The 13,882-nt window shown below is 31.9% G+C and carries 12 protein-coding genes; 3 read left to right on the top strand and 9 right to left on the bottom strand.

Annotated elements, in window-relative coordinates; all coding sequences use genetic code 11:
- Window positions 1-255 precede the first annotated feature (255 nt).
- The 3 genes from A2255_04345 to A2255_04355 all read left to right on the top strand — a co-directional run bounded on the left by A2255_04345 (window position 256) and on the right by A2255_04355 (window position 3,852).
- Window positions 256-1,356, top strand: coding sequence for a hypothetical protein (locus A2255_04345; protein ID OGI21462.1), 1,101 nt, complete (start codon window positions 256-258; stop codon window positions 1,354-1,356).
- Between the two features lie 187 nt (window positions 1,357-1,543).
- Window positions 1,544-2,545, top strand: a complete 1,002-nt coding sequence (locus A2255_04350) for a hypothetical protein (GenBank protein OGI21463.1) — start codon at window positions 1,544-1,546, stop codon at window positions 2,543-2,545.
- Between the two features lie 602 nt (window positions 2,546-3,147).
- Complete coding sequence (locus tag A2255_04355) at window positions 3,148-3,852, top strand: hypothetical protein (protein OGI21464.1); 705 nt, start codon at window positions 3,148-3,150, stop codon at window positions 3,850-3,852.
- 61 nt (window positions 3,853-3,913) lie between these two features.
- On the opposite strand, the gene A2255_04360 is transcribed toward A2255_04355, so the two are convergent.
- From A2255_04360 to A2255_04400, 9 genes are all read right to left on the bottom strand, one after another.
- Entirely contained in the window at window positions 3,914-5,047 is a 1,134-nt protein-coding gene (locus A2255_04360) for a hypothetical protein (GenBank protein ID OGI21465.1), read from the bottom strand.
- Window positions 5,048-5,136: 89 nt separating this feature from the next.
- A complete protein-coding gene (locus tag A2255_04365) occupies window positions 5,137-5,385 on the bottom strand; it encodes a hypothetical protein (protein ID OGI21466.1) in 249 nt (82 codons plus the stop codon).
- A 115-nt stretch (window positions 5,386-5,500) separates the two neighbouring features.
- Window positions 5,501-6,499, bottom strand: a complete 999-nt coding sequence (locus tag A2255_04370) for a hypothetical protein (GenBank protein ID OGI21467.1) — start codon at window positions 6,497-6,499, stop codon at window positions 5,501-5,503.
- A gap of 6 nt (window positions 6,500-6,505) precedes the next feature.
- Window positions 6,506-8,185, bottom strand: coding sequence for a hypothetical protein (locus A2255_04375; GenBank protein OGI21468.1), 1,680 nt, complete (start codon window positions 8,183-8,185; stop codon window positions 6,506-6,508).
- On the bottom strand, window positions 8,186-8,488 hold the full coding sequence (locus tag A2255_04380; GenBank protein ID OGI21469.1) for a hypothetical protein: 303 nt from the start codon (window positions 8,486-8,488) through the stop codon (window positions 8,186-8,188).
- Window positions 8,489-8,497: 9 nt separating this feature from the next.
- Window positions 8,498-9,109 (bottom strand): hypothetical protein, encoded by a 612-nt coding sequence (locus A2255_04385; protein ID OGI21470.1) that lies wholly within the window; start codon window positions 9,107-9,109, stop codon window positions 8,498-8,500.
- Window positions 9,110-9,553: 444 nt separating this feature from the next.
- Window positions 9,554-12,415, bottom strand: a complete 2,862-nt coding sequence (locus A2255_04390; GenBank protein ID OGI21471.1) for an excinuclease ABC subunit A — start codon at window positions 12,413-12,415, stop codon at window positions 9,554-9,556.
- Between the two features lie 141 nt (window positions 12,416-12,556).
- Window positions 12,557-13,402: a hypothetical protein gene (locus A2255_04395; GenBank protein OGI21472.1), complete on the bottom strand. Its 846-nt coding sequence runs from the start codon at window positions 13,400-13,402 to the stop codon at window positions 12,557-12,559.
- A 1-nt stretch (window position 13,403) separates the two neighbouring features.
- On the bottom strand, window positions 13,404-13,853 hold the full coding sequence (locus tag A2255_04400) for a hypothetical protein (protein OGI21473.1): 450 nt from the start codon (window positions 13,851-13,853) through the stop codon (window positions 13,404-13,406).
- Window positions 13,854-13,882: the final 29 nt, after the last annotated feature.

Genomic DNA, 13,882 nt, shown 5'->3' on the forward strand with positions numbered 1-13,882 from the left:
GAATATTTGCCAAGAAGCAGTGAAAATATGATTTACATATCAATGTTACATTTGATGCTTAGACAATTAGCTAAATAATAGACTTTTCAAACAGCCTCTTAATAAATCTAAATAAATAAGTCAGAAACCATAAAAATTATCAAAGTATAGTTTCTAAAATGCCGATATATATTGTATAGAATTATAATATTTTTAGAAAGCGTAAAAATCTTTCTTGTATTCAGGACTATTTGAAGAGGTGTACGAAAAAACCTTATGCTTAGTGATATAAAAGAACAATCTGAGATTATTGATAAGCTGGTGAAAAAATATTTGCCGATAGATTTGCCAGTACAAGGAATAAGCCTGAATATTAGTGATGAGCAAATAAAAAACCTGAATAAGATTTATATTGTGGCAAGTGGTTCATCAAGAAATGTCGGAAATATAGCAAAATATTTTCTTGAAGAAGTTTTAAATCTGCCTGTTTTTGTGGATTATGCAAGTGAATTTGCTCATAGAAATCCAAGTCTGGATAAAAATGATCTGGTAATTGCTATATCTCAGTCAGGAGAAACTGCTGATACTTATGCTGCTTTAAAAATTGCAATTGAAAAAGGTTCTTATACTTTTGCGCTTACGAATAATCCTGACTCAAAGATTTATAACCTTGCACAGTCAAAAATGCCGGTTGGTGCCGGTAAAGAAAAAAGCATTCCTGCAACGAAATCATTTACGGCACAGTTGTTAAATCTTTATATATTAGCTTTATACGTAGCAGAGAAAAGAAACTCTATTTCGAGTGATAAGATACAGGAATTAAAGGCTGAATTGTGTACTCTTGGTAAAAAAATAGAGAAATTTTTAGAGAATACAGATCAAATTGACAAGGCGGCCGAAAAAATAAAGGATTCAAAAAGTTTGATACTGTTAGGGCGAGGTACAAATTCTGCTGTTGCTGAAGAAGGGGCATTAAAGATTAAAGAAACAAGTTATATTGATGCTAATGGATATCCAGCAGGTGAGTTTTTGCATGGTTATGTTGCGGTTGTTGATGAGAATATTCCTGTTATATCTATAATATCTCCATATCAAATTGATGGTGAAAATTATAATTTAGTCATATCAAATACAGAAGAAGTAAAACGAAAAAGAAATCCTGATCTAGTGATAATTAAGAGCCAGGAAGATCTTCTGATTGAGAATAGATTGCTATTTGCTGGTGCTGATTTTATAAATATTCCTCAATCCAGTAGTGAAATTTCTCCTGTATTTGCTGTGATTAGCTTGCAGCTTTTATCTTTCAGAATAGCGGAATTGCTAGGAAGAGATGTGAATAATCCAAGAAGTTTAACAAAATCAATTACTGCTGAATAAGTAAGAATTTCTTTGTATTGTTTTTAGGAATAACCAGTAAAAAATCTGTTAAAATAAAAATATATTATTAGATTGAAAATCAAGAAAAAGATCTTATCTAATATAATTCAACTATATTCGTGGTAATATGTGCAGGTTAATGTGAGGGATGCTTACTTGATATTGTTAATTAAGAAGTGGAATTAATATGCTAACAATTATTTATTATATTTCATTGGTTTTACTGATAGTAACACTAGGTATTTTAGTGTATTTTAGATTCTTTAAATTAGCTGATATATATGAAGATAAATATAATAAAGGCATAGACGCATATTCTAATAAAGAATATCAAGGATCGATAAGAGCTTTTAAGAGTGCAATAAAAGTTAATCCTGATAGGCCAGAGGCCTATTATAATCTTGGCTTGACTTATCTTAGTATGGGTAATTTGGATCAGGCTAAGACCAATTTTAAGAAATCCATAGAGTTAAATTCTAAAGACCCTGATGCTTATTATAATTTAGGATTATTATTGTACAATAAAAATAATAATGTACAGGCTATAGAGCAATTTAATGTTTCGATTAAACTAAAAGATAACGATCCTGGCACTTATTATAATCTTGGATTGGCTCTTTCTAAAGAAAAAAAATATGATGATGCAGCAGAACAGTTTAAAAAAGCTGTTGATTTATCTCCTGATAGTGTGATTTATCTTTCTGCTCTTGCGCAGGCATATGATAATAAGAGTAATATGTCAGGTATGGCAAGAGATGTAGATCGAGCTATTGACATATATAGAGCAATTTTAGAATTGGAGCCTAAGCATGAAGGAGCCAATTTTAGATTAGCTGTTTGTTATGCCAAAAAAGGTAAATGGGAAGAGTCGGTTAATTACTGTGAGACAGTTATTAGCATAAATAATAATTCTGCTGAAGCTCATAATCAGCTTGGATTAGCTTTTTATTGCCGAGGTAATATTGAAGAAGCAGCTCTAATGTATAAAAAAGCCTTAAGCTTAGATCCAAATTATATTCTTGCGTATAAAAATCTTGGTTATGCACTTGAAAAGCAGGGAAATTTTAAGGAAGCAGTAGAAGCATTTAGTAAGTTTATTAAAATGGCTCCTTCTGATGAGATTGATTTTAGTGAGATTAAACAGCATATAAATGAATTAAAAGAGAGTATAAAATTAAAAAATAAGTGATAAATTTCAATTTATGCTTTCAATTTTTAGGATCTTTTAAGACTTTACCGTAATGCCCGACAGCATTGCCACAATTGCACATAATCATGCCTTTTGATTTAATGCTATCTTCGCAAATAATATATTGATCACATAAAGTGCAGTAAATAAGAGCACAGTTAAATATTTCTTTCATAAAACAACTCCTGGCATTGTAAGTAAGAAATTATAAATGTCATCCCGAATTTATTTCGGGATCTAACCCTGTATGCAAATAAAAGCTTAAAGCGTTAACCATATAGATGCCGGAACACGTCCGGCATGACATTATTTTCTTTCCTCCTTAAAACAGTCCTCTAAGAGAGGAATACTTGTTTGTGATAAATTAGAATAGAAAACTATATAACCATTAGGGATATTATCTGTCTCACTTAAGTTGCTAGGTAGATAAGTATGAGATTGCCACGCAAGTACGATTATTTCTTAAAGCAACGATTTATGGCTCGCAATGACAGTGCGTAATATTGGTGAATTACCTTTTTTAACATCCTAACTATGCATCATCATAAAAAATATGTCAACACGTTTTTATTCCAGTATAAAATTTAAGGCTATGATTGAACATGACATTAATTAAAGATAAAATTGATAAAGTTTTAAAAGAAAAAAGTTTAACATATTATCAATTGAGCAAATTAGCAGATTTTGATGAAAGTGCTTTAAATAAGATGATAAGGGGAAAGATTTCCTTTTCTGCTAATTTAATAGAAAAAATGGCTCCGATTCTTCAAGTTTCAAAAGAAGAAATACAGGGATGGATTTTAGCTGATAAATATCCTAAAGAAACAATTGAGCTTGCAATAAAAGCTAAAAAAGAGCTCCTTTTTCAGGATAACACGCATTGTCATTCTGAACGCAGTGAAGAATCCCAGAGATCCTTCGCTAATGCTCAGGATTACACACCCTGTCATTGCGAGCCTCCGCAGGAGGCGTGGCAATCTAATAATAGTTCAAATAAAAGCAATGATATTGAATCTAAAAAGAGATCTTTCGTTGACGCTCAGGATGATGAAGGACTAATCCTTACAACTAAAATAGACTCGCTCCTTCAAGAAAAAGGCATTTCAAGAACAGCGTTAAGTAAACAGATTAATTATAGTCAGGGTAAATTAAATGAGATGATTATCGGTAAAGAACCTATATCCCCTCTGGTAATCTCAAAAATAGCTCCTATTTTAGATGTTAGCGAAAATCAAATAAAAAGCTGGATTCTCGCTGATAAATACTCTTTAACTACTCTTGAAAACGCTTTTAACTCATTTAATTAGTATAAATTAACTGAATTTCAAGAATCCTAACAAACGAGAGAGATAGATCTTTCTATATTTTTTATTCAAGAAAATCAGCAAGAATTGCGTTACTGATTAGAATTCCGCTTGTAGTTAACCTTAAATTGCTTTGCCCTATTTCCATATAACCATTAGCAATATACTTGTTAATTATATTTTTATACTTTTCCAGCAAATCTACCCCATACTCCTCTTTAAATTTCCGAATATTAATCCCGTCTATTAATCGTAATCCCAAAAATATCCCCTCTTCTATTGCTTCCTGCTTTGAAACTTTATGAGAAGAGGCTTTTTTAGATGGATCATTAACATATTCATCAAGATTACAAGTATTTGAGTATCTAACCCCATTAACATAGCTATGAGCTGCCAGACCAAAGCCAAAATATTCTTCATTATGCCAATAGCTCAAGTTATGCCTTGATTCATATCCGGAAATAGCAAAATTACTTATTTCATAATGCCTAAAGTTATAATCATCTAATATCTCTATTGTTTTAAGATACATTTGAGCAGATATTTCCTCTTCAGGCAAATTTGGCGGAAGATTTTTAGCAAACTTTGTACCTTCTTCTATTTTCAGTCCATAAGCTGAAATATGATGAATATCCAATTTTCCGGCAGCATTTAAAGTTTCTTCCCAGATTTTAATATCCTGTTCAGGTAATCCGTAAATTAAATCAATACTTATATTATGAAAGCCAGCTTTCTTAGCCATATTAACGGTTTCTATTGCCTCACTTACCGTATGTTTTCTATTTATAAGCTTTAATATATGATCATCAAAACTTTGTACGCCAATACTCAAACGATTTATACCCAACAAGCGCAGCTTTTGCAAGTATTCAAAATCAATGGTTCCGGGATTAACTTCAATTGTTATCTCACAATCTCTAACTACAATAGCTAATCCGGATATTTCACTTAAAATACGCTCATAATATTCAACAGGTATTAAAGAAGGTGTTCCCCCGCCTATATAAATGGATCTAAGTTTTGTATTCAAAGAATCAGATAACCCTGCTTGCATTTCCCGAATCAAAGAGTTTATATAGTTCCCTATTTGATCTTCTTTATTAGTAAAAGAAATAAAACTACAGTAATAACACTTGTCTTTACAAAAAGGCATATGTATATACAAACTTTTTAATGGCCTTTTTAGCCTTTTTTCCATACCCATTAATCCTTTTATCTACAAAACAATCATACTAAAAAATCTCCATTGTTATATCGGAGATTTTTAGTATATTTATATTATTATTTTTACCATCTATTCCTTGAATCAATCTTAATTGGCTGAAAAGCCAGCTTTTTATATTGAATATTCAGGCTCATATCTCCTGCATAAGATTTAAACTCTTTATAATCCTTAATAGCTTCATCAGACGCAGGCATGGCAAATTTATAATTAGAATCTATATCTTCAAATCTTGCAAAATTACATTTTCTGATTTTTAAACTATTATCTAAATGAATTATTTGCCCTAAAACTCCCTGCTGATTTTTACGCATTCCTGCCTCCTTCTTCCTTCACATTAAATAAAACAATTTTTCGAGACAAAAATTGCCTAATTATAGGGCATATTCAATAAATCATTTACAATTATTAAACAAAAGTAAATTAACTTTATTCAAATACCATTTCCATTTTTTTAACTTCTATTAACGTGTGATCGATGATAGCAACAAATGCATTTACTATATCAGGATCAAACTGAGCCCCGACACCTTTTTTAAGCTCGGCAATCGCAGATTCATGGGATAATCCTTTACGATAAGCCCTGTCTGATGTCATAGCATCATATGTATCAGCAACCGATATAATTTTTGCACTAACAGGAATTTCATCGTTTTTTAGCCCAAAAGGATAACCATTTCCATCATATCGTTCATGGTGGAATTTTATCGTATTAATGACAGCTTCAAACTGTTTTATCTCTTCAAGAATTTTAACCCCATGAATTACGTGCTGCTTAATAGCATCATATTCCTCAGATGAAAGGGTCCCGGGTTTATTAATAACTCTTTCCGGTACACCAATCATGCCAATATCGTGCAATAAACCTGCAAGTTCAAGCTCACTCAACTCAGAATCTGATAACCCAAGATATTTTCCAGTTTGAAGAGCATAATAAGTGACTCTCTTACTTCTACCAAAGGTAAAAGAATCTTTTGCATCAAGAGCCCCTGTAATTGCTGCAATTGTACCTGAAAACAGCTCTTTTAAATCTACGGCTAATTCTTTATTATCATTATTTAACTGATGAACGTCTAAAGCCCTATCAACAATGGTAGTTAAATCATTTATATTCCAGGGTTTTTTAACATATCTATAAATTTTTGCATTATTAATAGCATTTATTAAAGAGCTGGCATCAGTATAAGCAGTAAGTAAAATCCTAATAGTATCAGGACATATGTTTAATGTACGAGTTAAAAACTCCACCCCATCCATCTCAGGCATTTTATGATCAGAAATAATTAAGTCTACCTGATTGTTTTTAAGTATTTCAATAGCTTCATAACCCGAATTTGCTGTCAAGACATTATACTTTTTACGGAATGTCCTGATAAACAATTGTAAATTATCTATTTCATCATCAACAACTAGTATATTGTAATTCATATTTGATTATACTCCGGCAATACCTGCTTCTTTGTGCCAATCTACTGGGATTTTAATGGTAAATTTAGTTCCTTTACCTTTTTCACTCTCAACATCTATCGTTCCGTTATGAGTTTTAATTATTTTATAACTGATTGATAAGCCAAGCCCAGTTCCTTCTCCAACCGGTTTTGTAGTAAAGAATGGATCAAAGATTCTAGATAAAATGTCCTTGTCTATTCCTGCTCCATTGTCTTCAATAATTACCTTAATATTATTATTCTCAAAGCTGGTTTTGACATATACATCTCCTTGATCAGGAACCGCTTGAATAGCATTATCCAAAATATTCATAAATACTTGATTTAATTGCCCAGCATAACAAGATAACATTGGAAGATTTCCATATTCTTTATGAATATTAGCTCTATTTTTAAATTTATTATAAAGGATATTTAGCGTACTTTCTATTCCTTCATGAATATTAATTTCTTTTAACACTGCTTCATCAAGTCTTGAGAAGTTTTTGAGATCAAGTACTATTTGTTTACATCTTTCAGATCCGTCCTTACAACTCTTTATTAAAGGTGGTAAATCTTCTAGAATGAATTGATAATCAACCTCTTCCTTTATTTTATCGATTAATTCAATATCTTCGCTAGAAAGCTTATCTTTAATGCGTTCATAAGAATCAATAATACTTATTAAATCATTCATATAGTTTCTAAGATGATCTAAATTGCCATAAATAAAGTTAATTGGATTGTTCAATTCATGGGCAACACCCGCAACTAATTGACCCAGGGATTTCATTTTTTCACTATGTATAACCATAGTTTGAGCTTCTTTTAGCTCCGCATAAGCACTTTCCAATTGAACATTTTTTGAAACAAGCTCATTAGTTCTATCTTTAACCTGCTGTTCTAATGATGAATATAATACATCAAGCTTATTAGCCATATCATTAAAAGCATGAGCAAGTATACCAATTTCATCATGGGTTGTTACAACTGCTCTATATCTTAAATTCCCTTTAGAAAATTCTTCTGCCCCCATTACAAGATTTTTTATAGGTTTGGTTACAAACTTAGCCAGTGTAAAAGCAGAAGCAAATCCAAATATAATGAAGATAACAACCAAAATTATATCGCCTTTTAAAAGAACATTTATTAGAGAGATAAGAGTATCATTATCCAAGAAACCAACTGCAACAACAAATTCACCTTCCTCATTGTATATTTCTCTAATATCTTGATGTTGAAGTCCCTGATATTTATGAGCAAATAGTTCATTTTTCCAGGGATTATAAACTTCTGCATCAGTCCCTATTAATCCAGATAAACTTGACCACATGTATTTATTGGAACTCTTATCAATTACATTCACATATAATATAAGATCATTATTAATTAAACTTCTGGAAATATTAGCTAAATCAGTATACTCAGCCTGTCCCACATCTTTTTTAAAATTCTGGAATATTACTCTTGATAATGATTCATGGTTAAAATCTTTATCAACACGGTATTGTTTAATTATAGGAATGCTAGCATAAAGATTATAGGCTGCTATAAAGAATAAGGTGATAAAAATAGACGTACCAATAATCATAGCAAATCTATTTACTAATGATTCAGACTTGTTACTAGTTTTACCTATAATATTTTTAAAACTCATTTTTTCCTTTACCCATTTACTAGCAAACATTTATACTGTTTCATCATTAATTTCATCAAGATTATCGTCTAAAATATCGTCTATTAAAAGATCAGAATTTTTCTTAGACGAAACAGATTTTTCTTTTGGCATATTAGACTTTTCAAAGGTTTTACCCATATAGTATCCAAACAGACCAGCCACAGCTGCTGCTGAAATACTTAGCTTACAAGCATTTAATACTGTTTCAAAATCAAATGACATACCATTAAATAGTGCAACGGATCCAACTATTAACATGGCACTACTTGAAAATATTCCAGCAAACTTTCTTGCAAGTTGAATAAAAATCACCTCCCAAAGCTAATCTACTCTAAATTCCTTACATTTAAGCTCTAACTGTCTCTTAAAGCACAGCTGTATTATTGCGGTTCTATCAACATTAGAAATTTCTTTAAATTCAGCTGCTAAATTATATTCTTTACTATTATATTTGTCTGTTCTTAAGACTTTTAATACAGTGTTTATATCTTTTCTACTAAGAATACTAAAATTAGCTTCCAACAAACTATCAATATCGAAATCTTCTGAGGAAACCAATTTCATGCCACCACCGCTAAGGTTTTCGATAATTGAATTAATATTATTTGAATTATTTACTTCTCTCAGTTTTACAGGAATATTAACATTAACTCTGGTATATTCTCTTCTCTGTATACGTCTAAATTGCTTTGGTAGTGAAAAATGTACAAGATTTCCATCTATCAGATTTACCTGAACCTCAAATCTTATCATATAGTCTTTCATAGGCACAATAATCTCTATATGATCACCTATTCTAAGCAAATCATCATTTACATTATCCAATTGAACAGTGAAATATTGAGGATAAATCTCCCTAATAATTCCGTTAGATATACCCTTTATCTCACTCGGTATTATTTTTAATTCTTGATTATTTTTTAAGAAATCCATACTATTTTCCACGAAAAGAATCTTTATTATTTAATAATACAACGTAAAGTAAGAAAAGTGAACGTATTATTCTTAATAATACCTCTGGACTTACAATATTTTATGTTGTATCAAATATAAATAGACTTTGAAAACAAACTCAAACAAAAGGTAAAGGTCAGAAACTGACTGATGAAAATAATGTCATCGCGAGGTTTCTAAAAGAAACCGTGGCGATCTCTCAAATATGGCTTATTGATTATAGTTTTTATTCGAAAAGATTCCCACGGCGCCAAAGGCACAAACCTATCATCAATGATTCTTGTATATTAAAGAAAGATTGTTGACAATGTGACCGTGGCATAGCCACCTCGGAATGACGATTTTACCTTTATCTCTCACTTATTTACCATTACCAAATAAAAAAACAGGCGTATATTTCATAGCCTGTTTTAGTTATTTAGGTTAAGACTTTGCAAGAGATATTTCCTTGTTAAACATCTTCTTTAAGTACTTACCTGTATAAGAATTCTCAATTTCTGCAACCTTCTCAGGAGTATCCTGAGCTATAATCATGCCACCGGCATCTCCACCTTCAGGGCCAAGATCAATAACCTGATCAGCAACTTTTATTACATCAAGGTTATGTTCAATAACAATCACAGTATTACCTGTATCAACAAGTCTGTTTAGAATTTCAAGTAATTTCTCCAAATCTGCCCAGTGTAATCCAACTGAAGGCTCGTCAAGAAGATAAAGGGTTCTTCCCGTGCTTCTCTTATTTAACTCAGAGGCAAGTTTGACTCTCTGTGCTTCACCACCTGAAAGTGTAGTTGCACTCTGACCTAATTTAATATAATCAAGCCCAACATCATAAAGGGTCTGCAATTTACTTGCAATTTTAGGAATATTCTTAAAGAAATCAAGTGCTTCTTCTACAGTCATATTAAGAACATCAGCAATTGATTTGCCTTTATACTTAACCTCAAGGGTTTCTCTATTATATCTGGCCCCTTTGCATACTTCACAAGGAATATAAACGTCAGGCAAGAAGTTCATTTCAATTTTGATAATTCCATCTCCCTGACAGGCTTCACATCTTCCACCTTTTACATTAAAGCTAAATCTTCCAGGTTTATAACCTCTGGTTTTTGCTTCATTAGTAAGAGAAAATAATTCTCTAATATGGTCAAACGTGCCGGTATAAGTAGCAGCGTTACTTCTTGGAGTTCTGCCGATAGGGCCTTGATCTATATCAATAATCTTATCTATATTCTCAAACCCGGCTATCTTCTTCACTCCCTGAGGTTTTGGAGTATTTCCCCTCAATTTATGCTTAGCATATTGATGTAAAAGATCGAACAGCAAAGTAGATTTACCAGAACCACTAACACCAGTAATACAGACAAATTCACCTAAAGGAATGTCAAGATTCAAGTTTTTTAAGTTATTTTTATGGGCGTCAATAATACTCAGGAATTTACCATTTCCTTCTCTTCTGGTTTCGGGAATTTTAATAGCTTTTGATCCACGTAAATATTGACCGGTAATAGAATTTTTAACTTCCTCAATATCATACGGTGTGCCTTCTGCTACAATTTCACCGCCATGAACACCCGCTCTTGGACCAATATCCACTACCCAATCAGCACGTCTTATAGTTTCTTCATCATGCTCAACCACTATTAGAGTATTTCCCAGATTTCTTAACCTTGTTAAAGTATTTAAAAGCTGCTCATTATTTACCTGATGAAGTCCAATACTCGGCTCATCCAGAACATATAAAACCCCAGACAAACCTGAACCAATTTGAGTAGCTAACCTTATTCTCTGAGATTCACCACCAGAAAGGGTTCCAGCTGTTCTATTCAATGTAAGATAGTTGAGTCCGACATCAATAAGGAACTTTAATCTCTCTCTAATCTCCATTAAAAGCTGTTTTACAATTGCCAATTGATGATCATTTAAGGTTAAAAACAAAGATGATATAAACTCGTGACTATCACTAATAGACATATTACAAACTTGATCTATGGATTTTTCACCAACTTTAACAGCAAGCGAGAAATCTTTTAACCTTGCTCCGTGACAAGTAGGGCAAGGAATCTGCATCATATATTTTTCAATTTCTGCTCTAACCATATCAGAGCCAGAGCCTTCATAACGTTCTTTCAAGTATGGTATAACACCTTTATAAACCGCATTATATGATTTTCTTCTTGTCTTTTTAAAATTATCGTGTGTAAAGCGAACTCTTTCTCCTTTGCTGCCATATAAAATAATATCCTGATGCTCCTTTGACAGATCTTCAAAATAAGTATCCATATCTATATCATAATGATCAGCCACAGAACTCAAAATATCAACATAGTATTTATTTCCTGTTTTTGCCCAGGGATAAATCGCTCCACCTTTTAGAGATTTACAGGTATCAGGCACAATTAGATCAGGACTTATTTCCAAATGAGCACCTAAGCCACTACAGGTCTGACAGGCTCCATAAGGACTATTAAAACTGAACATTCTCGGAGACAATTCATCAAAACTCAGATTACAATTGTGGCATGCAAGTTTTTCCGAGAAAATTATTTCTCTTTGGTCAATTATATCTACAATAACCAGCCCATTAGACCTTTGTAAAGCAGTCTGCGTACTATCTGCTATTCTTGATCTTACACTCTCTTTTACGATGATTCTATCCAAAACGACATCAATATTATGTTTCTTAGTTTTCTCGATCTCAATATCATCTTCATCAAGATTGTAAATCTTACCATCAACTCTAACCCTGATAAAACCTTCTTGCCTTAACTCATTAAATAAACTTGAATGTTCTCCTTTTTTGCCTCTAATAATTGGAGAAATAATCTGTATCTTAGTCCCTTCACCAAGAGCTAAGATACTATCCACAATTTGATCGACTGTTTGAGGAGTTATAACATCTTTACATTCAGGACAATGAGGAGTCCCAATTCTTGCAAAAAGGAGTCTTAAATGGTCATAAATCTCGGTTACTGTACCAACTGTAGATCTAGGATTATGGCTCGTAGATTTCTGGTCAATAGAAATAGCCGGACTCAAGCCTTCTATGCTTTCTACGTCTGGTTTATTCAACTGCCCAAGAAATTGTCTTGCATATGCACTTAAACTTTCAACATATCTTCTCTGCCCTTCTGCAAATATGGTATCAAATGCAAGGCTACTCTTGCCTGATCCACTCACCCCCGTAAACACAACAAGCTGATTTTTAGGAATAGACAAGTTTACATTTTTAAGATTATGCTGATTTGCTCCACGAACAACTATATGTTCTTTTAATCCACTCATAAACGTTTTTAGTCAACTTTTTACTTTACAACTTAATTTACATATCTAATTAAATTATCCCATATAATAAACACGAAAAAAGCAATAAAATTGATAATTACAAATATTTTACACAAATTTTTTCTGTTTAATTTGAGCTAATTAACTTTTAATAACTTGATTTAAATTATTGATCAAAATTCTTGCTGCATCTTGAACTGTAATGGGATTACCAAGGTCAAGACCACTTTCTCTTAGAAACCTGAACAGTTTTACAATATCAGGCTCATCTAAATTAAAATTTTGCAATTCATCATTAAGGTTCAAAATCTCCTGCGGCGTTCCTTTTCTGGAAATTCCTTTCTTGGATGCAATCAAGTACATCGTATCAGCAAATTCAGATACTAACTCTACATCATGGGTAGAAATAACAACACTTATATCTCTTTCCCTGGATATTTCATTAATCAAACTTATTAATTCTCTTTGGGATTTCAGATCAAGACCGGAAAATGGCTCATCCAATACCAGCAACTCAGGATTCAAAACCAAAGCTCCTGCAAGGGCGACCTTTCTTTTTTCTCCACCAGACAAATAATGAATGATTTTATCTTTTAAATGAGTTATTCCTAGACGTTCCATTATTTTCTGTGTCATCTCAACAGCCTGAGCTCTTGAATACCCATAATTCAGAGGAGAAAACATAATATCATCAATAACAGTAGGTCCTATCAGCTGTTCTTCTACACTCTGTAAAACAACGCCTATTCTTTCTCGAATCTTATCGTAATCTTTTGCAGGATTCACGCCAAAAACGCTAATCTGCCCGTGTGAAGGAGTTAAAATTCCAAGAATATGTCTAATCAGAGTAGTTTTACCACCACCATTAGGACCAAGTACTGCTACTTTTTCTCCTTTATTGACGACAAACTCGATTCCACAGAGTTCAATCTTCGTTTTATCAGGATATATATGTTTAAAACAACTTATTTCTACAATTCTACTCATATTATTTTCGCAAATACCTTAAATTACCTGAATAACCTCTTATCATCATACATTCATACATATCTTCACTAACTTTAATCGCTCTTATTAATAAATGCCCGAATGCATTTCCAAGCAATCTAAGGCTATAAACCGGTCTTGATAACTGTAGTTTCCCTCTAATATGCAATGTTAGCTGCAAATTTTCAAAAATTGTCCACAAAATAAATATAGACCGGTATGTTAAAAATAAAACACTAACCAAAAACGAAGGCAAGAATTTATCTAATTTTTTAAATATTTCTATATATGTAGTTGTAAAAATCAATAATACAAAAGTAGTTGCTGTAGATAAAACCTTAAATATCATTAATAAAGTAAGATTGTAAGTCAAATTATCAATAGAAAATAAATAAAGAGTAATAAATAAAAGGGGATATAAAGATAAGAGTAAGATTTTAACCTTTGGCAAATCAGAAAATAAAATAATTGCTAATAATA

This window comes from Candidatus Melainabacteria bacterium RIFOXYA2_FULL_32_9 (assembly GCA_001784615.1).
GTDB lineage: Bacteria > Cyanobacteriota > Vampirovibrionia > Gastranaerophilales > UBA9579 > UBA9579.